Consider the following 24855-nt stretch of genomic DNA (forward strand, 5'->3'; position numbering starts at 1 on the left):
CGATCATGAAAATAGCCATTGGAGCCGACAGCGCCGGCAAGCCGCTGCTCGACGTCATCGCCGCCCACCTGGCCACCAAGCCCGGCCTCACTGTCAGCGACCTCAGTCAGGCAGGCTACTATGCCGACCTGTCGCAGAAGCTTGCCCAGACCATCGTCGACGGCGAGAATGATCGCGGCATCCTGTTTTGCGGCACCGGCATCGGCGTTTCCATCTCGGCCAACAAGGTGCCCGGCATTCGCGCGGCACTCACCCACGACACTTACTCCGCCGAGCGCGCGGCCAAATCCAACAATGCCCAGATCATCACCATGGGCGCCCGCGTCATCGGCCCGGAACTGGCCAAGTCGATCGTCGACGCCTGGCTCGCATCGGAGTTCGACGAAAACGGACCTTCGGCCGGCAATGTCCAGGCGATCGACAGGCTCGATACTGCGAAGCTGGGTTAAGCCAAGCTTTTACGTATGGCGCTGATGACGGTGACCGCCGACGCGGCGCCAGGGTCCATGTGCCCGAGCGACCGCTCGCCAAGCCGCGACGAGCGGCCTTTGGCGGCGACCATGTCCTTGGTCGCCTCGGCGCCCCGTTCGGCCGCTTCAACGGCGGCTGCGAGGCTTTCGGACAGGGTCTTGCCGGCGGCATGCGTAGCGGCGGCGGCCTGCGCCGCCGGCAGCCAGGCATCGACCATCGTCTTTTCGCCGATCTCGGCCTTGCCGCGATCCTGGATGCCTTGTGCCATCGCCTGGAACAGGGCGATGACATCGGCACCCGCCAAGTTCGCCTTGCCCTTGACGGCGACCGCACCGCGCATGAAGGCCGTCGCGTAAAGCGGACCTGACGAGGCACCGACAGCGTTGAGGAACGATTTCGCCGCGGTGTTGAGGAGAGCCGTCGGCTCGATCGCAGCAAGGTCCAGCGGCGCCAACGCATCGCGCACCGCACCGAAGCCGAGCGCCATGGCGATGCCATGATCGGCATCGCCGATGACGCCGTCAAGTTGGCAGAGCCTGTCCTTGTCGGCTTCGATCGCCATCGCGATCGCGTCGAACATTCTTTTCAGATCGGCTGCGTCGATGGATGTCATGGAATGCTGCTTTCAGCCGGCGCGGAACATGGCGCAGTCGCAAGGATGGTCGAGCATGGTCTGCAATTCGTCGTCGAGATGCATCAGCGTCACGGAGGCGCCGGCCATTTCGAGCGAAGTGCAGTAGTTGCCGACCCATGTTGCGTGGACGGCAACGCCGATGTCATCGAGCCGGCGCTTGACCCGCCGGTTCATGATGTAGAGTTCCATCAGCGGCGTCGAGCCGAGCGAATTGACGAGCACGGCGACCTTGTCGCCGCGCGCCGGCGCCATCTCGTCGAGGATCTTGTCCAGCATCTCATCGGTGATCTCGTCGGCCGTCTTCAGCTTTCCACGTGCGATGCCGGGCTCGCCATGGATACCCATGCCGATCTCCATCTCGTCCGGTCCGATCTCGAAATTCGGCCGGCGGGTCTGCGGCAGCGAACAGGGCGACAGCGCCACACCCATCGTGAAGGTGTGATCGTTGGCCTTCCTGGCGATGCGCTCGCATTCATCGAATGAGAGCATCCGGTCACAGGCGGCACCAGCGGCCTTGAAGATGAAGAAATTGCCGGCAACGCCGCGCCGCTTTTGCCTCTGGTCACGCGGCGCCGAGGCGACGTCGTCGGTGGTCAGCACGGTGCGCACCTCGATGTCATCCATCGCCGCCATCTCTGCGGCCATATCGAAATTCATCACATCGCCGGCATAGTTGCCATACATGAACAGCACGCCGGCGCCGCCGCTGACCGCCTTGGCGCATTCGAGGATCGGGTCCGGCGGCGGCGAGGCGAAGACGTTGCCGATCGCCGCCGCGTCGGCCAGTCCCTTGCCGACAAAACCGAGGAAAGTCGGCTCATGGCCCGAGCCGCCGCCGATGACGAGACCGACCTTGCCTTGGCGCGGTCTATCGCAGGCGATGATGGAGCGCGGACTTCCCACGACGCTTTTGAGGTGGCGGGGATGCGCGGCCAGGATGCCTTCCAGCATCTCGTCGACGGTGCTGTTGCCATCGTTGATGATCTTCTTGGTCGGCACCGGCATCCTCCCGATTTCACTATTTCCGCAGATAGTACAGCGTGTTATCGGGATTTCCACCCGGCATTCATGCCATGATTTGTTCCCGCGCGGCCAGGATCTGTATGCAGGCATTGGCTGCCTCTTTGCCCTTGACCTTGAAGTGCTCGAAGAAGAAGCGGTGATGGTCCGCGCTGTCATGGTAGTTGTGCGGGGTGAGCACCGCTGAGAGCACCGGCACGCCGGTGGACAGTTGTACGTTCATCATGCCGTCGATGACCGCGCTCGCCACGAATTCATGCCGGTAGATGCCGCCATTGACGACGAACGCCGCTCCGAGGATCGCTGCATAGCGACCGGTCTCTGCAAGCGACTTTGCATGCAGGGGAATCTCATAGGCACCCGGCACGTCGAAGACATCGACGGCAAAGCGTTTCTTCCCGAGCACCGCCAGTTCCGCCTCGAACGCCTCAACACACTGGTCGACGATGTCGGCGTGCCAGCGTGCGCGAATGACGGCAACGCGGATCGTTTCATAATCTTTGTGGGAATGCTGATTCATGGGTCCATCCTTCCGTTTCGAACCAGAATCAGGACGCACGATACGGAATCCGAACCGCGAAAGCGGACCGTCTTACGTTCGTTCTCTTCCATCCGGACTGTGACCGTCGGCTCCGGAATCACACCGGATCTGCTGACCTTTCCACTAGAGCGCCGCGCGTCCTTTTGGACGCGCAAAGGACGCTCCAGCACTTTGAATCTCCGCATCGGGCTTTCCGAAAATCAATTCTGATTTTCGGGCCGATGCGGTGACTGGAAAGCGCTCGCGGGCTTGGGCCGAGACCCTTACCGCCGGTGGGGACTTTCACCCCGCCCTGAGAACATTGACAGCGCTTGTATGGAAGGGGAGGGCGATGCTGTCAACCACCGAGCCCATCGCGGATAGCGCAGAAATAGCGATCGGTTCCGACCTGCCCGCCCTTCAGCGCGACCTCCAGTCCGTCGATTGCCTTGATGCGCGAGTGGGCGACGCAAAGCGGAGAGCCCGGCGAGGCGGGCAGCGGCATCCGCACCGTCAGCGCATCGACCTCCATCTGGCCGAGCGCGTGACTGGACGTATCGCCGCCGGCGATGATCACGCGCGGTAGTTTCTGTTCGATCGTCAGCACGCGAAGAAGTTCGCCGAGGCCACGGCCAAGCTTGTGGCGGGCGCCTTCCTGGCGATCGATCTCGGCGCCACGATCCGCTGTCGGGCCAAGCGCGGTGTAGAGGATGACGCTGCGCCCGGCTTCCAGACTGGCGCGACCGGCCGCCGCGGCGCGCGCGATCGCCTTGTCGGACTCCCCCGAGACCAGTTCGACAGGATCGACCTCGACCCCGTCGAAACCGGCCGTCAAAGCATGCCTGATCTGTCGTTCCGTTGTCGGCGAGCAACTCCCTGACACCACCGCGATCCGGTCGGCCGTGCCCGGCGGCGAGAAGCTGGGCTCGGCACTGACGATATGGTTCGAGGCCCATTCGGCCAGCAACGCATATTCGATGCCCGACGAGCCGACGACGAACGTGCCGCCGGGCTTGTGGACGCGCCATATCTCCTTGCCGGCCAGTGCCTGAGTTTCGCGGCTGTCGACATCGACAAGCAAGATGTCGCTGCCATCTTCGATCAGGCGATCGAACGCTTCCGACCGCGATGCCGACTGCAGCGTCGCCAGATCGATCAGCGCTAAGGTGAGATCGGTCTGGCGCGACAGATGGATCAGCAGGTCGGATTCATCCATCGGCGTGGTCGGGTGACGGCTCATCACCGGATGGCGATCGATACGGTAATATTTTTCGCGGTAGGCCGCGAACAGATGGCCGAAGGCGGTGTAGCGCTTGAGCTGCGGCGCGCCGACCACCAGCGGCACGCTGTCTTGGCCGAAAACCGCGCGGCCGATCTCGATAGCCCGGCCGATGCTGCCGATCGTCGGGCTGGAATCGAAGGTCGAGCAGACCTTGTAATGGCAGATCTCGGCGTCCAGTGTCTTCAACCAGGCGAAGGCGTCCCGCAGATGCGTGTCCATCCACTGCGGCGTCTCGCTGCGGCTGGTGCCGGCCAGGCCCATGGCCCGGCAATGTCTGAACTGCGAAAGCAGGGCCTCGTCCGGCTGGTGCATGAACAGCACGGTCGGCACGCCGCCAAGCTCGAGCGCTTCCATGACGTCGGTCGAGCCGGTGAGATCATCGCCATAGTAGCTGAGGAGCAGGTTTTGCATGGTGTCGCTTTGCTCAGGCCGCTTTACCGTCGCCGAACTTTTCGATCGACCGTGCCAATTCGGCGTGGCTCAGGGCGAACTCCGCCAGCGGTATGCCATCGACCGCCGCCTGCCAGGCCTGCTGCACCGCGCGGACGCCGGCACCCGGCCCGTCTGGATGGCTGACGATGCCGCCGCCGCAGAGATAGAGAAGATCGACCGTTCGGCCGGTTCGCTCAAAGGTTTCGGGCGCCTGTCCGCCCCACTGGCCGGAGCCGGCGACCGGCAATGCGCAATCGTCAGGCGAGAAGATCGGCGTGGTCACCGCCTTGAAGGATTCGACGAAGGACCAGTCCGGCTCCCAATATTTCGAGGCAATGCCGTTGATCTGGAACTGGTCGACGCCGAGCAGACGCCAGAATTGCTGCCAGACCTTGAAGTCCATGCCGAGGCCGGGGTGGCGGGTGAGAATGTCCCAGCCGTTGCGGTGGGCGTGCAGCACCAGGCTGGAACGCTTTCTGAGGAAAGCCATGCCGCCGAAGCCGACAGAGTTGATATTGACCACCGCGCAATTGCCACCGGCCTTCGCTACCAGATCATGGTTGCTCATCATCTCGTCAGGGTCGGCATGCGAGATGCCGAAGGCATACATCACCTTCTTGCCGGTCTTCTGCTCATGGTCGAGCACGAGCGGCATGATCGCCTTCACCCGCTCCGGCAGCGGTGAATAGGCCGGGCTCATCAGCTTCTCGTCATCCTTGATGAAATCGACGCCGGCGGCGATCAGCTCACCCACCATTGCGGCTGTCTCGTACGGGCGAAGCCCCAGCGACGGTTTGACGATCGTTCCGATGATCGGACGGCCCTCGACACCGGTCAGTCGGCGGCTGCCGGCGACGCCGAACTGCGGACCTGGGTGCGCGCCCCTGTATTCCTCCGGCAGCTTCATATCGACGATGCGAATGCCGGACAGGCCCTTGATCGAAAAGGCGCCGCCGATGGCAATGGTCATCAACGCCGAAAGGTCGGTGCCGATGGCATCGGGCGGAAACGCGATGTCGACATCCGCGCGCTTGAAAGGCCCGTCGCCGGCTTCGGGAAGGGACGGGCGATCGGCGTCCGGCAGACGCCGTATCGCCAGGACGCGCGCCGCCACCCGGACCTTGAGCTCTTCGGTCTCGCCAGCCAGCGCGACGAAGGTTCCTGTCGACTGGTCGCTTGCGATCTTGGCCGCCAGCGCCTCGATGCTCGCCGAGGTCTCGATGCGATAGGTGAGGGTGATCATAGTTCGAAAAAAGTTCCCTGATCTTTGAAGTCTGGTATAATGAGTACATAAGTATTGCAAGCGATATCCTGCTCGAGCAGGCATTCTGGGAATCGTGGTGACAATGCTAAATAGACACCGGTCAAGGGAGTGATTCGCGACGATGAACCGTTCGGAGCCGATCGTCCGGCGCAAGCTTTCCGACGAAGTTTTTTTGAGACTGAAGCGCTTGATCACCAGCGGTGAATTGCTGCCGGGCGACGACATGCCGTCGGAGCGCGAACTGATGGAGCGCTTCGAGGTCGGCAGGCCGGCGATCCGCGAGGCGATGCAGGCGTTGAGCAATATGGGGCTCGTCGCGATCTCGCATGGCGAGCGGGCGAAGGTGCTGCAGCTGACCGCCAAGTCGATCATCAAACAGGTCGACGGCGCCGCCAAGATCATCCTGTCGTCGTCGAAGGACACGCTGGAGCACCTCAAGAACGCGCGCATCTTCTTCGAGCGCGGCATGGTCAGGGAAGCCGCTGAAAAAGCCACCGCGGAGGACGTGCAGCGGTTGCGGGCGACTGTTGCCGAACAACGGAGCTTTCGCGGAAATTCCGAAGCCTTCATATCCGCCGACATGAAGTTTCATACCCAGATCGCGGCAATATCCGGCAACCCGATCTATGTTGCGGTCAGCGAGGCGATGCTTGGCTGGCTGAAGGAATACCACACCGAAATGCTGATCTGGACCGGCAAGGAAAAGTTCACATTGACCGAGCACGAAGAGATCATCGGGCGCATCGAGCAGAAGGATGCGGAGGGTGCCGAAAAGGCGATGATCAAGCACCTCGAACGCTCGCGCGCGCTCTATGTGATGAATTCCGGCGACTGATTACCCGATCCGGGTGATCGCGTAAGGGGTCATCACCAGCTGGCGTCGGTCGAAACCGGAAATATCAACCGGCACGTCGCTCGCTGTCAGGTTCGCCAGCCACACGACAGTCTTGCCCGAGGGAGAACGGGCGGCCACTGCGGCCAACCGCGCTTCGTCGGTTGTGCTCGCCGCCACATGCCGGTGGCCGGCCAGTTCGCAAAGCCCCTTCACGGCATGGAAAATCGGCCGGGATGTACCTTCTTCGGTCGGTTCGCCTGACGACGCCAGCACGCCGAACGGTCCGGTGAAGCTGGAAAGCGTGAGCATCTCCAGCCCTGCCGGCGCGACGCGCGCGGCATAGCCGATCGTCCATGCTGCCGCGAACAGGCCGGCATGGCGGGGATCCCGATCGGCCATGGCGATGCGCTGATTGTGCGGATTGGCCTTGGTCGCACCGCCATAGGGATTCTGCCGCATGGCGATGGTCGATGGGCCGATCCGGTAGGGTTTTGCCCCGAAGATCGCCCGTACCGAGGCGGTGATGAAGGGCAGCGCTTCCAGCGATTGCATGACGCTGAGATCGTCGGCGGCGTGCACGATCGGGCAGGTGCAGTGGGTGACGAAATCGAGCAGGTCGGCGGGAACGCGCTTGCGGTTGAGTTCGGTGAAATAGCTGAACATGCCGCCGCCGAGGCGGATATCGGGAAAGGCGCGCCGCGCCGCGGCATAGACGTCTTCGAGCGGCGGGCATTCAGGCCATGTGCTGCCCGGCGGCGTCGATTGCCGGTCGACCGAAGGCGAAACGGCTACGGCCGAAAGCTTCAGCCCGGCCTGACGCACCATGCCGGCGACACCGGAAAGCTCGGCATCGAGATCGCCTGTGCCGGAGACGACGCATTCGAGGGTCGTCTCGGCCGGGTAGGCTGCGGCAAGCCGGGCATAGGAACGCAGGGCGTCGAGGCCGTGGCCGCGCGTCGGATCGTAGTGGAACATCAGCTGCTGCGGGCCGAGCGTGGACAGCATCGGCAGGTTTGCAAGCGCCGTCTCGACCTCATCCGGGTAGATGACCACGCCGATATCCGGCAACCTAGCACCGGCTTCGCCGAGCTCGACGCGGATAGGTTCGGCGGCTGCCGCGGCAGCCGGCGCCTTCACCTCGCCGGAGATGTGCAGGCTGATCGTCTGGCGGTTGGCTTGGCCGGCAGGCAGCACATAGGGCCACGGCAGTGCAAGCGGCCGGACATAGGTCTTGTAGGACGCGTCCGACCAATTGCGCTGGTCCTCCATCTCGAACGCGTCGCCTTCCATCCGGCATTCGGCGGCGACGCCGGGCCGGACCTCATGGGTGATCGCCCGCAAATCCTTGAAAGGCTGCCAAGGGTCGATCAGATGCGGAAGCCTTGTTTCCACCACGCTGCCGTCGGTGTGCTCGATCGTCACAGGGCTGCCGGCCAGGCCGGCGATCGGATGCAGGATGCAGAAACCGCAGCGATTGGTCTCGAAATCGCTTTCGGGCAGGGCGCTCACGTCGAACACCAGCTGGCCGTCGGCGGAACCCTTGATCGTCGCGCGAAAGTCGAGCCGGCCTCCCTCTGGTCCGACACAATTTGCCGAATAGCTGATGGAGAAAGTCTCGGCACCTTGGTCGACAGTCAGGTCCGTGAGGGCCGGCTCGTAGGTGCCCCAGTCGCGATCCCTGACGAGATAGGAGATGGCGCGCAGCACTTCGATGCCGCCATGGCGGATGGTGCGCAGATTGCCGTTGACGAATTCCGCGGTGAGTGCGCCGGCGCGCAGCCTGACCGGTTCGGGCTCGACCGCGGGCGTGCCATAGAGGAGGAAGGCGTCGGCTGTCATCTCAGCAAGGCTTCGAGCTGCACTGGCTCCCGGCTCGCAGCACCCGCATAGGCGGCTTCAACCAGCGCCAAGGTCTTGAGATTGTCCGCACCCGAGGTTGCAGGCTCGGTCCCGTTCGCCAGGCAGTCGACCCAATGCATTTGAATGGCGACGACGCTTTCCTGGATGTTGTGCCATGGCCGCGACGCCCAGGACAGCAGGGGGGGCGAGACGTCGCTGATCCTCGTGCCGCTCTTACTGGTGACGGTAAGGCGATATCCCTGCTCGAGCCGGATCGTGCCGTCACTGCCGTCGATCTCGACCAGAGTTTCCGGAAAGGGCTCGGTGGCAAGCTTGGTCGCATAGCTGCAATCGACCACAGAAATTGTGCCGTTCTTGTGGTCTATCAGCATGGTTGCAACGTCCTCGCCGGCGATGTCAGGGTTGATGCGAGCGGTTCGTGTAGTAATAGCCGAAACGTCGCCCAGCAGAAAGCGGGCAATGTCGAGACTATGGATGCCGAGGTCCTCGATGATGAAGCGCTTTCCCGTCGCCAGATAGGGCTGGCCGGAAAACACGTCATAGGCCGAACGGAACGAGATGCGTCCGAAGAAGGGTGTGCCGATGTCGCCGCTGTCGAGCACGGCGCGCACCGCCCGGATCGGCGACTGCCAGCGAAAATTTTCATGCACCATCAACGGTACGCCGGCGTCGGTGCAGGCCTTCACCATGGCCTTGGCGTCGGCAAGGGTCGGCGCGAACGGCTTTTGGCAGATTGCCGGAACGCGATGCCGCGCCGCCATCTCGACAAGCGGACGATGGCTCGGCGCGGTGGTGGCGATATCGACGAAATCGAGGCTTTCGCCGGCAAAAAGTGCTGCCGCATCGGCATAGCGCCGCGCGATGCCGAACTGGTCACCGACAATTTTGAGCCGTTCCGGATCGCGGTCGCAAATGGCGACGATCGTAGCACCTGCGATGTCGCGCCAGGCGTGCATCTGGTTGACGGCAAAGAAGCCGCAGCCGATCAGCGCTCCACGCAGTTCCGCCGCCATCAGCCTGCCTTTGCCATCTGCATCAGCGTCACCCGGCTCTGCAGCCGGCGCTGCGCCTGGTCGACGACGACGGCGAGGATGATGACGAGGCCCTTGATCACCATTTGCCAGAACGAGCTTACGCCCATCATCACCAGCCCGTCGGAGAGAATGCCGATGACGAAGGCGCCGACAATGGTGCCGCCGATCGTGCCGCGGCCACCCGACATCGAGGTGCCGCCGAGCACCGCCGCCGCAATGGCGTTGAGCTCGAAGCTTTCGCCGGTCGCCGGATGCGAGGCCATCAGTTCGGACGAGATGATCAGGCCGACGATCGCCGCGCAGAAGCCGGAGAACATGTAGACGAACATCCTCACCATGTTGACCCTGACGCCCGAAATCCGAGCCGCCCGTTCGTTGCCGCCGACGGCGAAGATGTGCCGGCCGAGCGGGGTGTATTTGGCCAGATAGGCCGCCCCCAGCGCAACGACGAGCAAGATCCATATCGAGACCGGCAGGCCGAGCAGCCGGCCGGCGCCGAGGAAGCCGAACCCCGTCGTGCCCAGATCGAGTTTGCCGACGAGGTTCGGGAAGGTGCGGCCATCGGACGACAGGAGCGCCAGGCCGCGCGCGACATAGAGCACGCCGAGCGTGGCGATGAACGGCGCGACATTCAGCCTGGTGATCAGCAATCCGTTGACGGCGCCGATCAATATGCCGACCGCCAGCGTGATCAGTGCGATCTCGAGGACGTTGAAATAGATCGTGTAGCCGATCTGCAGGTCGATGCCGTTGAGCACGAGGTAGCCGGCCACCATGCCGCACAGGCCGACGATCGAACCGACCGAAAGATCGATTCCTCCGGTGATGATGACGAAGGTCATGCCCATGGCCAGGAAGGCGTTCAGCGCCACGTGCTTCGACATCAGTATCAGATTGGCAGCCGACAGAAAATTGGGCGCCGCGATCGAAAAGAAGATCAGGACGGCGATCAGCGCGATGAACGTCCTCGCCTTCATCAGCGTCAGCAGGACGGAGCCGTTCGAGGCGGAGGCAACAGCCGCCTTGGCCGGGATGTCAGTCATGGGCGAGGGTTCTCCGTGAGCGGGACCGGTCCGTGGCCAAGCGCCGATGCGGCGACGAGTGCCGCCTCCGTCGCCTCGGCGCGATCGAACATGCCGGTCAGTTTTCCATTGCTCATCACCGCGATCCTTTCGGACAGCGCCATCACCTCGTCGAGATCGGAGGTGGCGAAAAGAATGCCCAGTCCGTCGCGGGACAGTTTGCGCATCGTGCGGAAGACATCGGCCTTGGCGCCGACGTCGATGCCGCGGCTCGGCTCGTCCATCAACAGCACCTTGGGTCCGGTGAGCAGCGCCTTGCCGATCACCACCTTCTGCTGGTTGCCGCCCGACAGCGACGACACCTCCTGCGCCGGATCGGCGACTTTGATCGCCAGTTCCCGCACCATCTGCGTCACCGCCTGATTTTCCTTGGCGCCGCGGATATGGAAAAGGCGGACAAACCGCGACAGGCTTGCCAGCGTCAGATTGCTGGCGACGGAGAGGATCGACACCAGGCCCTCGCGCTGGCGGTCCTCGGGGATCAGCGCCAGCCCGCGCCGGATTCGCCGCGTCGTGTCGCGTTCTCTGACCTTCTTGCCGCCGATGAAGATCGTTCCTGTCGCATGGCCGTGGCGCCCCATGATGCAGTCGAACAGCTCGCTGCGCCCGGCACCCATCAGGCCGTATATGCCGAGGATCTCGCCGGCGCGTAGCGACAGCGAGACATGATCGACCGCAAGTCCGCCGGTCACGCGCGGTAGGCAGATGTCCTCGGCGCGGAATATCTCTTCGCCCGGGACATGGCCGTCGGCCTTGGCGAAGTCCTTGGCGTCAGAACCGATCATCTGCCGCACGATCCACTGCGTGCCGACGTTTTTCATCTCCTCCTGGCCGGTGATCCGCCCGTCACGCAGCACGGTGATGTAGTCGCCGATACGGATCAGCTCCTCGAGCCGGTGCGAAATGTAGACGATTGCCACGCCGCGCGCCTTGAGGTCGGCAATCACCTTGAACAGGATCTCGACTTCCGCCGCACTCAGCGCCGAGGTCGGTTCGTCCATGATCAGGATGCGCGCATCGAGCGAAACCGCCTTGGCGATCTCGACAAGCTGCTGCTGGCCGATACGCAGGTCCTCGACCAGCATGTCGGGCCGGATGCCGGCTTCCAGCCGCTCCAGGAATTCCGCCGCGCGGCGCTCCTGTTCTTGGCTGTCGATCTTGCGGAACCGGTTGGTGATCTCGCGCGTGGCGAAAATGTTTTCGGCGACGGTCAGGTTGCCGAACAGGTTCAGCTCCTGGAACACCATGCCGATGCCGCGGTTCACGGCGTCGCCGGACGACGAGAAGGAAACCTCCTCGCCTTCCAGGAGAATGCGGCCGAGCGTCGGCTGTTCGACGCCGGCGATGATCTTCATCAGCGTCGATTTGCCGGCGCCGTTTTCGCCGACCAGCACGTTGACCGCGCCCTTGCGCACCTCGAAATTCGCGCGCTTGACCGCGACGGTGCCAGAATAGACCTTCGAGACGTCTTCCAGCTTCAGAATGACGTCGTGATCGATGGCGGCGGTCATGGCTTTGGCCCGATCTCTGCCTCTGCCGGCGTCACCAGCGGCAAGTCCTGACCGCTTCCCACAGCATAGGCGCCGACAACCCTGACGCTCCGGCCCTCCAGCCCTTCACGCGGCAGCTTGGAAAGCACTGTCTTGTCGGCATAGGTGTTGAACGCCTTGCCGAACTGGGCGAAGTCAATCTGATTGGTGAAATCGTTGAACTGGATGAAATCGAGGCTGTCGCGGAGCGCGGTGCCACGCATCGCGGGTCCGATCTGCACCCGCGCATCCGCCTTGCCGTCACCGTCGGCGTCGACGTCCATCGTCGCCGCGCGTGACTGTGTATTCGCCGCGACCACCTTGCCTTCCAGGCGAACCGCGAAGGTCCAGGGCGAATTCGCCTGCTTCTTCGGATTGCCGTATTTGGCGCCGGCGGCGGCAGGATCGGCTTTCGCCAGGGCGTGAACCTCGGGAAATGGCCCGGCCTTCTGCTGGAGATAGGCCACGACCTTCGCCGTCCAGATATCCCCGACCATCTTGTCCGCATTGAAGGCCGACGCATTGCCGCCATTTTCCTCTGACGGTGTCGGCAGAATCTTGCAGGCGGTCAGGCCGATGCCGACCATCGCGGCAAGGATCGGCACGGCAGGGATCGGCCACGTCAACTTGTTCAGCATGTCGGTTTGTTCGGCATGGCGCTCAGCAGTCACTCAGAGAAAATGATGCAAGGGACGAACCGGAGATTCGTCCCTTGCGATTGATGTCACGCCGGCTCAGTTGGTGAGCGCGAAGGTTTCCAGCTTGGCGGCATTGTCGCCATCGATCAGGACGCAGTCCATCAGCTGCTTTTCTTCAGCCGGAGACTTGTTGTTCTTGATGAGGTCGTTGGCCTGCTCGACGGCCATCTGCGCTTGCGCAAAGGCAGGCTGCAGGACAGTCGCCTTGATGCCGCCCGAGGCGATCGAGTCGCGCACGTCGTTCGATCCGTCGAAACCGACGACGATGACGTCCTTGCGGCCGGCGGCAGCAAGCGCCGCATAGGCGCCCATCGCCATCGTGTCGTTGCCGGAGATCACGCCCTTGATGTCGGGATTGGCCTGAAGGATCGATTCCATCTTGGCATAGGCCTCGGTCTGGCTCCAGTTGGCCGACTGCTGCGCCACCATCTTCAGGTCCGGATAGTCGTCGATGACGTCGTGATAGCCCTTCGATCGAATGCCGGCATTGGTGTCGGATTCCTTGCCGACCAGCTCGACGAAATTGCCTTTCTCGCCCATCAGCTTGACGAATTCCTGCGCGCCGAGCTGGGCGCCCTGGTAGTTGTTGGAGACGATCTGCGCGACGGCGACGCCGGTGGCGTTGATCTCGCGATCGATCAGGAAGGACGGAACGCCCGCGTCCTTGGCCTTCTGCACGGCGGCGACGGTGGCATCGGCGCCGGCATTGTCGAGGATGATCGCCTTGGCGCCGCGGCCGATCGCTGTGTCGATCAGTTCGGACTGCTTGTTGGCGTCGTCGTCATGGACCAGCACCAGCGTTTCATAGCCGAGTTCCTTGGCCTTGGCTTCCGCGCCGACGGCTTCCGCCTTGAAGAACGGATTGTCGTGCGAGGGCGTGATGATGGCAATGAGATCGGCCGCATAGGCAGGTACGGCGGTGCCAAGCGCCAGCATGCCGGCAAAAGCCGCAAGCGTCATTCTGCGAGTGAGTTTCATGAAGTCCTCCCGTTTGAAAGAAGCCTGCGCCTCCGCGGCCCAGGCTGAAATGCATCCCAGTCGTCAGGCGGATCGCGTCCGGTGTCGCGGATCGGTCATTTGCCGGCTCATCTGGGCGGATCATCCTGTTCGATTCCGTCCTCAGGCAGCCCCTTCACCTGCCACCTACCCAATTTTCAGCCCGGCCTCGGCTGGCCAAAGCCATTCCAACAGCTAAGCCAACTGGTATAATGAGTCAACCACAAATTCAGATGATATGTATCTGATGAGCAGCAATCTCGGCGTCACCGGATATCTGCCTTCACCTTCACGTGGCTGGTCATGGATGTTGACGCGCTGGTGGTTGGGGCGAGTTCATCGGCCGACTTGCAATACGCAGCGGATGTCCTGCGCCGGGTGACCTGTTGATGACATGGGAAATGTTGCGGCGGCTCCTGCATCGGCGGCCATCATTTTCCGTAAAAACCTTGTCCAGCCTCGAGACCGGATGGCTACGTGATCATTCTAAGGCCAGCGACCGTCAGAGAGTCACCCACCAAGACCAAGCCGCATAACCACCACCGTAAGGGGTATAATACGCGGGTGAGAGCGTAATAAGTAAGTAAAGAGGAGATACCCCTAAGCTTTATTCGGTGCTCAGCGCTACGCACAGGCTTTGTTAGTATTCCGCTTTGGTTGTGGCTTTTTTCGCGGCCCGGCGTGCGCCCGGGTTTCTTATGAATCCGTTCGCGGGAAGGATCGCGTTGCCGGTGAGGTTCAGTTATGAATCATGTGCAGAATTCCAAGCCGACATCCTGCAGCCTCGCGCTAACCTTTGCTGACCGACGGCATTTAACTTCATTTCGTGGCATGTGCGGTAGGAGGTGCAGCGCCATGCTATGCCTCATTTCGTTCTGTCTCATCTTGCTGCTGGAATCTCCGGCAAACGGTCGGCCGAGGACTGACGAAAAACTTGCCCCACTAGACACGATCGAACTGCGTGTTTGGCGATGGACTGCCTTGCGCGATGGCGTTTTGGAAGCGTTGCAGCTCAACCATACTTTCACCATCGACTCGGCTGGCACGCTTGACCTTCCAATGATCGGGACCATTGCCGCCGCAGGTCTGCGTGAGGAGGAACTGGCAACGCTGATTTCCGATCGCTTGCAAGCCAGGAGCGGCCGTCAAGAACGGGCGGATACAACCGTCAAACTGATACCAAATCCGCCCTCGGACATCACAGGTTCGGTGGAACACCCAGGCAAACAAAAAGTGCCCGAACCGCCGGCAGACGCAGCCGACGACGACAGCTCGTCGGCCGTGGCTTCGGAACGCGCCAGTGTCGAGACGGGCCAGGTCGAGGCGCAACAGAGCGTGCGCGGTTCCCACACACCTTGGGAGCCTGCAGCGGAGCAACAGCAAGCTCTGGAAGGGGAACGGCTGAAGAGCGAGCTGTCGGCCGCTCGTATGCAAATTGCGGCGGCTCGCGGGGAAGCACTTGCGGCTCGCCAGACTGCTCGCAACGATGCCGTTCGAAACGATCAGAACCTTGCGACGGCGCGTCAACGGACTGCCGCCTTGGTGCAGGAACTCGATGCGGTGCGGACTGACCGCGGCGCACTGGAACAGAAACTCTTTGCGGCGCTGAGGGAAGTCGACGCGCTCAAGAAGAGCGTGCAGCCGGCTCGCGGCGACCATGAGGCGGTTTTGGGCCGCGAATTGGCGGCGGCGCGAGCGGAATTGGGCGCGATGCAGCGCGGCGCACGCGACGCCAGCGCGCAGGCACGTGCGGTAGCCGACATGATGGCAGAACAAGGACAAGCCCTAAAACAGCAGCGGCGAAGAGCCGAAGAGCTCGCGCTCGATCTGGAAGTGGCGCAACGCGAAGCCAAAGGCTTAAAGGCCAAAGCCATTCTCGCGGATCGCGAGAAGGCCGCCATGCTTGAAGCGCGTCACTCTATGGAGGCCTCTCTGGCTGAGGCGCAGCGAGCGCTTGATGCGGTGCGGACTGACCGCGGCGCACTGGAACAGAAACTCTTTGCGGCGCTGAGGGAAGTCGACGCGCTCAAGAAGAGCGTGCAGCCGGCTCGCGGCGACCATGAGGCGGTTTTGGGCCGCGAATTGGCGGCGGCGCGAGCGGAACTGGGCGCGATGCAGCGCGGCGCACGCGACGCCAGCGCGCGGGCACGTGCGGTAGCCGGCATGATGGCTGAACAAGGACAAGCCCTAAAACAGCAGCGGCGAAGAGCCGAAGAGCTCGCGCTCGATCTGGAAGTGGCGCAACGCGAAGCCAAAGGCTTAAAGGCCAATGCCATTCTCGCGGATCGCGAGAAGGCCGCCATGCTTGGAGCGCGTCACTCTATGGAGGCCTCTCTGGCTGAGGCGCAGCGAGCGCTTGATGAGGAGCGGCGCAAGGCTGAGCGCTTCGAACGCGAACTCACCGCGGCGCGCCAAACTATCGACGCTCTTAAGACAAGCGCAGATCTGGCTGCGGTCGCGCAGACCAACGCCATCAAAGGCCGACAGTTGGCCGAGGCGGCTTTAAAGCGAGCTGGCGACGCCCTCGAACTAGAACGCGAACGGGCAGATTCAGCCGCACGTGATCTCGACGGTGCTCGCCGAGAACGCGACGCGGCAAAGCAGGAAGTGAGCCGCGTCTTGATAGAGCTGAGCGCGGCGTTGGAGCAAGAGCGCAACAAGGCCATCGGTCTAGCCCGCGACCTCAGCGCTGCGCGTAAGACAATTGACACTGTCAAGGCCCAAGGTGAGCGTCGCACTGAGCGTAGGAAGCGCGCTCCGAAAGCACCTGCCACTGCAACTTCTCGTGCAGATGTGTCTGTACGCTCGGGGGCACAGCCAGCCCGCCAACCGGGGTTGCGGGAAAACCACAAAGTCAAGATCAAAAGGCCATCGCGACCTGTTCTGGTGGCGACCATCGCGCTTCCCGACGCATTGCTCCCGACGCGACCGCCCAAGCACGGCTCTCGCTAGTGAAGGCTGATCGCGGAGGGCATTTCCGTGGGCCGAAATACATGCCGCAGGAGGAGTATGGTAATGAACAAATACGTCGCAGCCGCATTGACGATCGCGATCGCAATTGGCCCTGCCTCGGCTCTTGACGTGGGGCTTGGCGGTAACGTTGGCGGTGTCGGGGTCAGTGCTGGTGCGAGCGTCGGCTCGACAGGCGCCTCTGTGGCGGGTGGCGCGAGCATCGGCGGAGTAGGGGGAGCAAGCCTTGGCGGATCGGTCAGCGCGGGCAGCGGATCACTCGGCGCCGGACTTGGCGTTAGCGGCAACCTCGGCGATTCGGCCGTAGGCTCTGGGCAAGCCGCGAGCGGCAGTGCCGGCATCACACCAGCCATTGCTAAGGCCAAGGCCGCGAGGCTATCCGCCGTCCTGCCACGCGTCCTCTGGCCTTCCGAAAATGGTCGCAAGGAGTTGGCGCCGATCACCAAAGGCTACCCGTTGGGGTTTCTGGCGCCGCTGAAAGCGAAACCCGGTACCCCACCTGCTGTGGTGCGCGCCTGCCGCACGGCGATCGCGTCGGCTGCGACGCCCCTTGGCGCCGTACGTGTTCACGCGGTAAGCGCAGGTCCGTTGCGCCAGCAACGTCGGGGCGCACTCATGGCGCGGATCGAGGTGCGCATACACTACGCAAGACAAGGCGGCATCGAGGTTCGGCAGGCACGAGTCGGCTGTCGCCTCGATGCGGCAGGTAGGGTCACCGCGGTGACATAGGGCGCGAGGATGCAAATCAATCAATGAAAAGCCGCCCGGGCGGACGGCTCAAAATGCCTCCATGAGTTTCAGTTACTTCGGCCTCAGGTAATACGCCGGATGCTCGCCGCGATCTCTTCCGGCTCGAAGACCCGCTTCCAGTCGTCGCGCATCAGCACCGGCTTGCCGAACTCGATGGCCTTGTTGCAGGCGTCGGAGAACACGCCCTTGGTTTCACCGAAGATGACGGCGCCGAGCACGTTCATGTGGCCAAGCAGGAAATCGAGAGCGGCCTGCTGATCAACCCCGCGCGCGACGACTTCGTCGACCGCTTCCTTCATGACGACGAGCAGCGAAGCGCAGACAGTCTCCGAAAGGCCCGGCTCGAGCAGCGCCATCTGCTCGACCGTGACGCGATGCGACCGCATGACCGGGGCCCAGATGATCTTGGCGATCGCTTCGCCCTTGGCGAAGTCTTCCTCCGGCCCTTGCATCAGCGCGCTGACCATGTGCTGCTTGGCCTTGACGCCGCCGAAATAATCCTTCTTGGCCGCCATGTCGGTCTCGTCGTTGAAGATCGGCGGATGGCAGGGATGCGTGACGAAATAGGTCAGGTCCGGCCGCTTCGGCAAATGACCGGCAAAAGGCGCTGCGGCGTCGAGCACGATCACCATGGTGCCGGAAGCAAGCTTGCCCTCTATGCTGGCCGCCACCTTGCCGATATGCGTGTCGGGAACCGCCAGGATCACCACTTCGGCGCCATTCAGGGCTTCATCGGCGCTGACCGCGTCGATGCCCAGCCCCGTCTTCAGCCGCTCGCGGCCGGCGTCGCTGACCTCGACATGGCGTATCGCGTAGGGAGAGCCGCGAAAATTGGTTGACAGCCGGTAGCCCATTTTCCCGCCGGCACCAAACAGCGCAATCGTTGTCATCTAGTCGTCACTCCTGATCTCGAACGATGGCTCTGCCGATCGTCACCTTAGTAACTGGTATAATCACACTACCATAGCTTGGCAATCCGAATTGGAATGGACCAGTTCAAGAAGGCCAATTCCATTGGCGGTCGCGCGGCTGCCCGCACCAGCTGGTAGCGGCCTTGGCGGATCATGAGGGGGGATCGACGTCAGAATGCCCGAGTCTTGTAGACGCAGCTCTTCTGCATTGCCCGCGAGAGCGGTCTTTCCGGGCACCGGCGAGACAGCAGTCTTGATGTTTAGGCGGTTGTCTGCTGCCACCGCTTCAGTCGTATCCGTAGGAGCTGGGTCAGCCGCGTCCGGGAAACATCGCTTTCAGGCCGTCGCGCGACGCCTTGGCGACGCCGCGCTCGGTGATCAATCCGGTGACCAGCCGCGCCGGCGTTACGTCGAAGGCTGGATTTGCCGCGGGCGTCGTCTCCGGCGAAATGCGGACCTGCGCAATCTCGCCATTCGCTGTCTTGCCCCAGACCAGCGAGACCTCGTCGCTGGAGCGCTGTTCGATCGGGATTTCGGCCAGACCGTCACCCACCGTCCAGTCGATGGTCGGCGAGGGCAGCGCGACATAGAACGGCACGTCGTTGTCGGCGGCGGCCAGAGCCTTCAGATAGGTGCCGATCTTGTTGCAGACGTCGCCGTCGGCGGTGGTGCGGTCGGTGCCGACGATGACCATGTCGATCTGGCCACGCTGCATCAGATGGCCGCCGGCATTGTCGACGATCAGCGTGTGCGGCACGCCGTGGCCGGCCATCTCCCATGCGGTCAACTGGGCGCCCTGGTTGCGCGGGCGCGTTTCGTCGACATAGACGTGAACGGGAATGCCGGCTTCAACAGCCAGATAGATCGGCGCGGTGGCGGTGCCGTAGTCGACGGTGGCCAGCCAGCCGGCGTTGCAGTGGGTCAGAATGTTGACCGGCTCCCCCGGCTGCTTGCACGCCGCGATCTCCTTGATGATTTTCAGCCCATTGACGCCGATGGCGCGGTTGAGGCCAACATCCTCATCGGCGATTTCGCCGGCGCGCCGGTAGGCGGCGTCAGTGCGTTGCCCAGGCGGAAGCGGCCGCAGGACGTTTCGCATTTCATCGAGCGCCCAGCGCAGATTGATCGCGGTCGGGCGCGTTTCGTGCAAGATCTCCCAGACGCCGTCGAGCGCTGCATCCGAAGGGTCGTCGGCCATTTGCATGGCGACGCCGTAAGCGGCGGTGACGCCGATCAGCGGCGCGCCGCGCACCCACATGTCGCGGATCGCCGTTGCGATGCCGGCCACGGTATCGACCTTTTCCACGCGGAAATCATGCGGCAGCCAGCGCTGGTCGATGATCTCCACCGAACGCCCGTCGTCGCTCAGCCAGATGGTGCGATAGTGGCGGTCGCCGACGTTCAAATGCTGCTCTCCCGTTCGATCAGCGCGGCCAGCGTGTTGACCTCGTCGATGCTGTGAATCTGGCGCCGGTTGACGGCGATGTGGCGGCCGAATTTCAACGCCTTTGCCTCACATGTGGCGCGCAAATCCTCGTCGGCAATGGTCTCGAAATCGGCGTTGTGGGCGAGGCCCAGAATGCGCCGGTGAACCTCGACGCCGGCAAAACCCAACATGTCGGTCCAGATCGAATGCAGCATGTGGTCGAGCGCCTGCTCGGCGCCAAGCCTGTCGCCCTGATCCTCGAACAGGCTCTTCTGGTAGAGCATGCCGGTGCGCTCGGTTCGCCACAGATGCGAGAACTCGGTGCGGAACACCGACCATGTCTCGACCGTCACATCGAGCAGATAGGCGCGCATGGCGTCGCGCATTCCGTTCTGCTCATGTCCGCGCTGCGAGAAGAACGCCATCCAGAAATTGGCGAGCAGCATGCCGACGTCGAAGGCGATCGGGCCGTAGAAGGCGAATTCGGGATCGATCATCCGCGTTTCTGAGTCGGTGACCATGATCGAGCCGGAATGCAGGTCGCCGTGCAGCAGCGTCTCCGCATTGGCCGCGAAGATGTGCTTCAGCCGCTGCGCCTCGACCTTGAGGTCACGGTCGGCGCGCAACTCCGCGACGGTGCGATCGAGCTGCGGGCTCGTATGCCGGTTCATCTTGGCATCGAAATACGGGTCGGAGAAAACCAGGTTCTCGGTGATGTCGCAAAGCTCGACATTGTCGGCGAACAGCGCCAGATCGGCCTTGCGGTCCTTGGTCGCCATATGCAGATCGGAGCCGCGGAACAGGGTGCGAGCCATGAACAGGCCTATGTCTTTGGCGATGTTGGGGAGCTGGCGGCCTTCGATCAGCGCGCGCCGCAGGATGATATGCGGCGACAGATACTCCATAATGATGAGCGCCTGGCCTTCGTCGAAGTGATAGATCGCCGGCACCGAACCGGGCGCCCGTGCCTCCTGACGTATCAGCGCGTGATACTCGAAGAAGGAGCGCTTCAGCGGCAGCGGCCAGCTGTCGCCGACCAGGCGAACATAGGGCAGGGCCTGCTTGACGATGGCGGTACCCGTGGCGCCCTCGACGATGAAGACCAGGTTCAGATTGCCGTCGCCGACCTCGCGGACCTTCCAGCGGCTTGTGTCCTTGCCGATACGCGAACACAGCGCCTCGTTGGCGCCGAGGCGTGCCGCCAACGTCTCGACCGACAGTGCTTCGAACGGCAATTTCCCAGTCATCCTCACCCTCCCGTCTTATACGCTGCCGATCATAATGGAGCCGTGGCGGTTGGGCCAAGCTAGGAAGCCCTCTGGCAATTGTCAATCGTATTGACAATTGCTGACGTAGCTCATAGCGTCACGGCCAGGGAGGAACGAATGGGCAATGATGCCGTGTTCCGCGTGGACGGCCTGAGGAAATCCTTTGGCCATATCGAGGTGCTGGGCGGCGTCTCGCTCGATTTGCATGCCGGCGAAGTAACCGTGCTGATGGGCGCCAACGGCGCCGGCAAATCCACCCTCGTCAAGATCATCAGCGGCGTCTACGAGCGCGGCGGCGGTACGATGCAGCTTGTCGGCCAAGACTTCGCGCCCCAGGAGTTTGCGCCAAACACGCCGGCGGAGGCGATCCGCGCCGGCGTCGTCACCGTCCATCAGAACATCAATGACGGTGTCGTGGCCGACCTCGACGTCGCCACCAATTTGACGCTCGACAGGTTGAGCGGCAGGGGCGCGCCGACGCTGTTCAATCCAGGCCGGGTCCGCAGCGAGGCAAAGGCGGTTGCCGATCGCATGGGGCTGGCCATCGACCTGAAAGCCCGGATCAGCGATCTCTCGCTGGCCGACCGCCAGATGGTGGCGATAGCCCGCGCCATGGCGCACCAGCCGAAAGTGCTAATCCTCGACGAGCCGACCTCCTCTTTGTCCAGCGCCGAGGCTGACCGGCTTTTCGCGCTGCTCGACAGGCTTCGCGAGCAGGGCGTCGCGATCCTCTACATCTCGCACCGCATGTCCGACATTAGGAGGCTTGCCGACCGGATCGTCTCGATGCGCGACGGCGTCATCTCAGGCGTCTTCGACCGCAAGCCGCTCGACTATGAAGGCGCGGTCAACGCCATGCTCGGCCGCAAGATCCACCTCGACCGGATCGTCGCCAGGAATTCCGCCAAACCTGTCCTGACGATCGACGGGTTGCGCATTGCAGAAGGCGCCCGGCCGATCTCGCTGATGCTCGGCGACGGCGAGGTCGTTGCCGTCACCGGCCTCGTCGGCGTCGGCAAGACGGCGCTCGCCGAGACGCTGTTTGGTGTGCGCAAGCCGCTGTCCGGGACCATGGTGCTGAACGGAAAACCCTACGCGCCGGGGTCGACGGGCGAGGCGATCGCCGCCGGCGTGTTTCTCGTCGCCAAGGACCGGGCTGATAGCGGGATCGTCGGCGACTTCAATATTCAGGAAAACATCAGCCTGCCGTTCCACAAGCGGATGTCGCGTCTCGGCGTTCTCAAGCGTCGCCTCGAGCGCGCCACCGCCCGCCGGCAGATCCAGGAGCTGGGCATCGTCTGCCGCTCGGAGAAGGACGAAATGTCGGCCCTCTCCGGCGGCAATCAGCAGAAGGTGATGGTCGCCCGCTGGATGTCGCAGGCCGCAAAACTGTTCATTCTGGACGAGCCGTTCCAGGGCGTCGACATTTCGGCCAGGCGCGATATCGCGGCCAAGCTGCGGGCGAGCGCGAACGGCCGTGCGACGCTGCTGTTCGTCACCGAACTGGACGAGGCGCTGGAGACGGCCGACCGCATCCTGGTGATGTCGGAGCAGACAATCGTCGGCGAACATCGCAACGCCGACATCGATCTCGAGCGCCTGCTGGCCGAGGTGGCGGGCGGGCCGTTGCACAGCGCGGCGTGAAGGCGGGGCAGACAATGGGACGTGGAATGGAGCAGGCATGAGTTCGGGTTGGGTAAGGATGGCAGCGCCGCGTGACCATGCCATCCGCTATGGCTTCATCGTCCTGCTGTTCGGGTTGATCGGCTATTTCGCCATCGCCGCCGACGGCTTCGTCTCGCCGCAGAGTGCGGTTTTCATCTTCCAGTCGGTTGCCATCACCGGCGTGCTGGCGCTCGGCGTCACCGCCACCCTGGTCGTCGGCGGCTTTGACCTGTCGATCGGCTCCGTCGCCACCAGCGCCATGATGGCGGCTGCCTATGTCATGGTGGTGCTGGAGCAGAACGCCGTCGTCGCGGTCGTCGCCTGTCTCCTGATCGGTGCCGTCGTCGGCCTCATCAATGGCTGGCTGATCGTCTATATGCGCGTGCCGGACCTTCTGGCGACGCTCGGCATGATGTTCCTGCTCGTCGGCTTGCAGCGCATTCCGACCGAAGGCCGCTCGATCGCCACCGGCATGACGATGCCCGACGGCTCGGTCGCCAACGGCACGTTCGGCGCCGCCTTCCTGGCGCTCGGCCGTCACCGCTTCGATTTCTTCGTCCCCAATCTCATTCCTGTGTCGGTCGTCGTCCTGCTCGTGCTGGCGGTGCTGATCTGGTTCTTTCTCGAATACACCCGTTTCGGACGCATGATGTATGCGGTCGGCAGCAACGAACGGGCTGCCGAGCTCGCCGGCGCGCCTGTCAAGGCATACAAAATCTGGGCCTACGTTATTTCAGGAGTTTTTGCCTCGATCGGCGGCATTTTGCTCGCGGCCCGGCTTGGACGCGGCGACATCGCCTCGGGTAATAATCTCCTGCTCGACGCAGTGGCTGCGGCGCTCATCGGCTACGCGGTCCTCGGCGCCGCCAAGCCGAACGCCTTCGGCACGGCCGTCGGCGCGGTGTTTGTCGGCGTGCTGCTGCAGGGCCTGACGATGATGAACGCGCCCTACTACACGCAGGATTTCATCAAGGGCGTGGTTCTCGTGGTTGCCCTTGTCTTCACCTTCGCCCTTTCCGGCAGGGGCCAGAGATAGGATTTCGACAGATAGGATTTCGACCGGCTGAAATTTGAGTTCAACAAGTGGAGGAAACAATATGAAGATCACAAGAAGACTTTTGGGGAAGGCAGCACTCGGGCTTGCCGGCGCCGCGCTGCTGATGCAGGTCCCGGCGATGGCGCAGGACAAGCCGGCGCCGTTCGACAAGCCCGGCGCCGTCAAGATCGCGCTCGTGCGCTATCTCTCGACCGGTGACTTCTTCCAGGCCTATCTGTCCGGCGTCGAAGCGCAGGCCAAGGCGCTCGGTGTCGATCTGCGTGTTCTCGACAGCCGTCAGGACGCCGCCCTCCAGGCAGACATGGTCGACCAGGCCATCGCGCTTGGTGTCCAGGGCATCATCATCCAGCACGGATTGACGGAATCAATGAAGGAAGCCGCCCAGCGCGCGGTCGACGCCGGCATCAAGGTCGTCGCCTTCGACGTCAACGTCGAAAACCCCAAAATACCGCAGATCGAACAGTCCGACCGCGACCTTGCACGCCTCGCGCTCGAACAGGCGGTCAAGGACAATGGCGAGAGCTGGAAGGCCGGCTACGTCTATGTCGCCGGCATCGCGCCGCTCGACCGCCGCAACGAGACCTGGGTCGACTTCAAGAAGAAATATGCCGGCATCAACGAAGCGGCGATGTTCGGCACGCTCGACAATCCAATCGCCAATTCCGTCGCCAACCAGGCTCGCTCGGTGCTGTCGGCAAACCCCGACATCAAGGTGATGTTCGCGCCTTATGACGAATTCGCCAAAGGGGTGAAGATCGCCGTCGACGAGGCGGGATTCAACAAGGACATCAAGATCTATTCGGCTGACATCTCGACCTCCGACATCGCCGCGATGCGCGAGCCCGACAGCGCCTGGGCGGCAACGGCCGCCACCAACCCGGCTGTCGTCGGCCAGGTCTCGGTGCGCGCGCTGGCGCAGCTCTTGGCCGGCGAAGACCCCGGCCACAACGTCATCGTGCCGCCGACGCTGATCACCCAGAAGGACCTCATCGACAAGGACATCAAGAATATGGAAGATCTGTCGGCCAAGCTGCCACAGTTCGCCCATGCCGATGTCGCGATGCGGGCCTGGATGCCGAACCCGAACGCGAAGTAAGGTTCCTTCGCAGGCGCAAGGAAGAGCGGCTTTCGGGCCGCTCTTTTCGCGTCTG

21 protein-coding genes and 1 riboswitch are annotated in these 24855 nt (G+C 63.1%); of the genes, 7 read left to right on the plus strand and 14 right to left on the minus strand.

The features are described from left to right. Nucleotides 1-5 precede the first annotated feature (5 nt). Nucleotides 6-449, plus strand: a complete 444-nt coding sequence (locus tag E5X88_RS11705) for an RpiB/LacA/LacB family sugar-phosphate isomerase (RefSeq protein WP_292161404.1) — start codon at nucleotides 6-8, stop codon at nucleotides 447-449. On the opposite strand, the gene dhaL is transcribed toward E5X88_RS11705, so the two are convergent. The 5 genes from dhaL to oiaX form a co-directional block, all read right to left on the minus strand. Beyond that, complete coding sequence (dhaL, locus tag E5X88_RS11710; RefSeq protein ID WP_292161405.1) at nucleotides 446-1084, minus strand: dihydroxyacetone kinase subunit DhaL; 639 nt, start codon at nucleotides 1082-1084, stop codon at nucleotides 446-448. The genes E5X88_RS11705 and dhaL overlap by 4 nt on opposite strands. Before the next feature lie 12 nt (nucleotides 1085-1096). Continuing rightward, on the minus strand, nucleotides 1097-2104 hold the full coding sequence (locus E5X88_RS11715; RefSeq protein WP_292161406.1) for a dihydroxyacetone kinase subunit DhaK: 1008 nt from the start codon (nucleotides 2102-2104) through the stop codon (nucleotides 1097-1099). Nucleotides 2105-2171: 67 nt separating this feature from the next. Next, nucleotides 2172-2645, minus strand: a complete 474-nt coding sequence (locus E5X88_RS11720) for a 6,7-dimethyl-8-ribityllumazine synthase (protein ID WP_292161407.1) — start codon at nucleotides 2643-2645, stop codon at nucleotides 2172-2174. A gap of 76 nt (nucleotides 2646-2721) precedes the next feature. Next, nucleotides 2722-2970, minus strand: a riboswitch (FMN riboswitch). Nucleotides 2971-3003: 33 nt separating this feature from the next. Next, nucleotides 3004-4338: a four-carbon acid sugar kinase family protein gene (locus E5X88_RS11725; protein ID WP_292161408.1), complete on the minus strand. Its 1335-nt coding sequence runs from the start codon at nucleotides 4336-4338 to the stop codon at nucleotides 3004-3006. A 13-nt stretch (nucleotides 4339-4351) separates the two neighbouring features. Next, nucleotides 4352-5602 carry a 3-oxo-isoapionate-4-phosphate decarboxylase OiaX gene (oiaX, locus tag E5X88_RS11730; protein ID WP_292161409.1) on the minus strand — a complete coding sequence of 417 codons (1251 nt, stop codon included), beginning with the start codon at nucleotides 5600-5602 and terminating at the stop codon, nucleotides 4352-4354. A 142-nt stretch (nucleotides 5603-5744) separates the two neighbouring features. Here oiaX and E5X88_RS11735 point away from each other — a divergent pair, with 142 nt between their 5' ends. After that, complete coding sequence (locus E5X88_RS11735; RefSeq protein ID WP_126039242.1) at nucleotides 5745-6458, plus strand: transcriptional regulator NanR; 714 nt, start codon at nucleotides 5745-5747, stop codon at nucleotides 6456-6458. Here the strand turns inward: E5X88_RS11735 and E5X88_RS11740 are convergent, their stop codons facing one another. From E5X88_RS11740 to E5X88_RS11765, 6 genes are all read right to left on the minus strand, one after another. After that, nucleotides 6459-8297, minus strand: a complete 1839-nt coding sequence (locus E5X88_RS11740) for a hypothetical protein (protein WP_292161410.1) — start codon at nucleotides 8295-8297, stop codon at nucleotides 6459-6461. Continuing rightward, complete coding sequence (locus E5X88_RS11745; protein WP_292161411.1) at nucleotides 8294-9331, minus strand: Gfo/Idh/MocA family oxidoreductase; 1038 nt, start codon at nucleotides 9329-9331, stop codon at nucleotides 8294-8296. The genes E5X88_RS11740 and E5X88_RS11745 overlap by 4 nt, the downstream gene beginning before the upstream one ends. Then, entirely contained in the window at nucleotides 9331-10395 is a 1065-nt protein-coding gene (locus E5X88_RS11750) for an ABC transporter permease (protein WP_292161413.1), read from the minus strand. Before E5X88_RS11750 ends, E5X88_RS11745 begins: the two co-directional genes overlap by 1 nt. Next, nucleotides 10392-11945, minus strand: a complete 1554-nt coding sequence (locus E5X88_RS11755) for a sugar ABC transporter ATP-binding protein (protein WP_292161414.1) — start codon at nucleotides 11943-11945, stop codon at nucleotides 10392-10394. Before E5X88_RS11755 ends, E5X88_RS11750 begins: the two co-directional genes overlap by 4 nt. After that, complete coding sequence (locus E5X88_RS11760) at nucleotides 11942-12601, minus strand: DUF2291 family protein (RefSeq protein ID WP_292161416.1); 660 nt, start codon at nucleotides 12599-12601, stop codon at nucleotides 11942-11944. The genes E5X88_RS11755 and E5X88_RS11760 overlap by 4 nt, the downstream gene beginning before the upstream one ends. Before the next feature lie 96 nt (nucleotides 12602-12697). Continuing rightward, nucleotides 12698-13639, minus strand: coding sequence for a D-ribose ABC transporter substrate-binding protein (locus E5X88_RS11765; RefSeq protein ID WP_292161417.1), 942 nt, complete (start codon nucleotides 13637-13639; stop codon nucleotides 12698-12700). A gap of 873 nt (nucleotides 13640-14512) precedes the next feature. On the opposite strand from E5X88_RS11765, the gene E5X88_RS11770 reads away from it, so the two are divergent. Beyond that, a complete protein-coding gene (locus E5X88_RS11770) occupies nucleotides 14513-16609 on the plus strand; it encodes a polysaccharide biosynthesis/export family protein (RefSeq protein WP_292161418.1) in 2097 nt (698 codons plus the stop codon). 63 nt (nucleotides 16610-16672) lie between these two features. Beyond that, entirely contained in the window at nucleotides 16673-17356 is a 684-nt protein-coding gene (locus tag E5X88_RS11775) for a hypothetical protein (protein ID WP_292161420.1), read from the plus strand. A gap of 83 nt (nucleotides 17357-17439) precedes the next feature. Here E5X88_RS11775 and E5X88_RS11780 read toward each other — a convergent pair whose 3' ends face one another. The 3 genes from E5X88_RS11780 to mtnK form a co-directional block, all read right to left on the minus strand. Then, a complete protein-coding gene (locus E5X88_RS11780; RefSeq protein ID WP_292161421.1) occupies nucleotides 17440-18267 on the minus strand; it encodes a phosphogluconate dehydrogenase C-terminal domain-containing protein in 828 nt (275 codons plus the stop codon). Between the two features lie 331 nt (nucleotides 18268-18598). After that, nucleotides 18599-19693: an S-methyl-5-thioribose-1-phosphate isomerase gene (gene mtnA, locus E5X88_RS11785; protein WP_292161422.1), complete on the minus strand. Its 1095-nt coding sequence runs from the start codon at nucleotides 19691-19693 to the stop codon at nucleotides 18599-18601. Beyond that, nucleotides 19690-20961, minus strand: coding sequence for an S-methyl-5-thioribose kinase (mtnK, locus tag E5X88_RS11790; protein WP_292161423.1), 1272 nt, complete (start codon nucleotides 20959-20961; stop codon nucleotides 19690-19692). The genes mtnA and mtnK overlap by 4 nt, the downstream gene beginning before the upstream one ends. Nucleotides 20962-21099: 138 nt before the next feature. Between mtnK and E5X88_RS11795 the strand changes: the two genes are divergently transcribed. From E5X88_RS11795 to E5X88_RS11805, 3 genes are all read left to right on the plus strand, one after another. Then, a complete protein-coding gene (locus E5X88_RS11795; protein WP_292161424.1) occupies nucleotides 21100-22626 on the plus strand; it encodes a sugar ABC transporter ATP-binding protein in 1527 nt (508 codons plus the stop codon). 37 nt (nucleotides 22627-22663) lie between these two features. Then, complete coding sequence (locus E5X88_RS11800) at nucleotides 22664-23683, plus strand: ABC transporter permease (protein WP_292161425.1); 1020 nt, start codon at nucleotides 22664-22666, stop codon at nucleotides 23681-23683. Between the two features lie 61 nt (nucleotides 23684-23744). After that, the gene (locus E5X88_RS11805; protein WP_292161427.1) at nucleotides 23745-24800 is read left to right on the plus strand and encodes a substrate-binding domain-containing protein; all 1056 of its coding nucleotides are present in this window, start codon (nucleotides 23745-23747) and stop codon (nucleotides 24798-24800) included. Nucleotides 24801-24855 lie beyond the last annotated feature (55 nt).

It is taken from the genome of Mesorhizobium sp. (genome assembly GCF_004962245.1).
Classification (GTDB): domain Bacteria; phylum Pseudomonadota; class Alphaproteobacteria; order Rhizobiales; family Rhizobiaceae; genus Mesorhizobium.

What these genes read in the sequence shown, in the direction of transcription:
- E5X88_RS11760 (WP_292161416.1), bottom strand. Translation starts at nt 12,601, where the DNA reads ATGCTGAACAAGTTGACGTGGCCGATCCCTGCCGTGCCGATCCTTGCC.
- E5X88_RS11770 (WP_292161418.1), top strand. Translation starts at nt 14,513, where the DNA reads ATGCTATGCCTCATTTCGTTCTGTCTCATCTTGCTGCTGGAATCTCCG.
- E5X88_RS11780 (WP_292161421.1), bottom strand. Translation starts at nt 18,267, where the DNA reads ATGACAACGATTGCGCTGTTTGGTGCCGGCGGGAAAATGGGCTACCGG.
- E5X88_RS11765 (WP_292161417.1), bottom strand. Translation starts at nt 13,639, where the DNA reads ATGAAACTCACTCGCAGAATGACGCTTGCGGCTTTTGCCGGCATGCTG.
- E5X88_RS11775 (WP_292161420.1), top strand. Translation starts at nt 16,673, where the DNA reads ATGAACAAATACGTCGCAGCCGCATTGACGATCGCGATCGCAATTGGC.
- E5X88_RS11755 (WP_292161414.1), bottom strand. Translation starts at nt 11,945, where the DNA reads ATGACCGCCGCCATCGATCACGACGTCATTCTGAAGCTGGAAGACGTC.
- mtnK (WP_292161423.1), bottom strand. Translation starts at nt 20,961, where the DNA reads ATGACTGGGAAATTGCCGTTCGAAGCACTGTCGGTCGAGACGTTGGCG.
- E5X88_RS11725 (WP_292161408.1), bottom strand. Translation starts at nt 4,338, where the DNA reads ATGCAAAACCTGCTCCTCAGCTACTATGGCGATGATCTCACCGGCTCG.
- E5X88_RS11745 (WP_292161411.1), bottom strand. Translation starts at nt 9,331, where the DNA reads ATGGCGGCGGAACTGCGTGGAGCGCTGATCGGCTGCGGCTTCTTTGCC.
- E5X88_RS11800 (WP_292161425.1), top strand. Translation starts at nt 22,664, where the DNA reads ATGAGTTCGGGTTGGGTAAGGATGGCAGCGCCGCGTGACCATGCCATC.
- E5X88_RS11740 (WP_292161410.1), bottom strand. Translation starts at nt 8,297, where the DNA reads ATGACAGCCGACGCCTTCCTCCTCTATGGCACGCCCGCGGTCGAGCCC.
- E5X88_RS11795 (WP_292161424.1), top strand. Translation starts at nt 21,100, where the DNA reads ATGGGCAATGATGCCGTGTTCCGCGTGGACGGCCTGAGGAAATCCTTT.
- E5X88_RS11735 (WP_126039242.1), top strand. Translation starts at nt 5,745, where the DNA reads ATGAACCGTTCGGAGCCGATCGTCCGGCGCAAGCTTTCCGACGAAGTT.
- E5X88_RS11705 (WP_292161404.1), top strand. Translation starts at nt 6, where the DNA reads ATGAAAATAGCCATTGGAGCCGACAGCGCCGGCAAGCCGCTGCTCGAC.
- E5X88_RS11805 (WP_292161427.1), top strand. Translation starts at nt 23,745, where the DNA reads ATGAAGATCACAAGAAGACTTTTGGGGAAGGCAGCACTCGGGCTTGCC.
- oiaX (WP_292161409.1), bottom strand. Translation starts at nt 5,602, where the DNA reads ATGATCACCCTCACCTATCGCATCGAGACCTCGGCGAGCATCGAGGCG.
- E5X88_RS11750 (WP_292161413.1), bottom strand. Translation starts at nt 10,395, where the DNA reads ATGACTGACATCCCGGCCAAGGCGGCTGTTGCCTCCGCCTCGAACGGC.
- E5X88_RS11720 (WP_292161407.1), bottom strand. Translation starts at nt 2,645, where the DNA reads ATGAATCAGCATTCCCACAAAGATTATGAAACGATCCGCGTTGCCGTC.
- dhaL (WP_292161405.1), bottom strand. Translation starts at nt 1,084, where the DNA reads ATGACATCCATCGACGCAGCCGATCTGAAAAGAATGTTCGACGCGATC.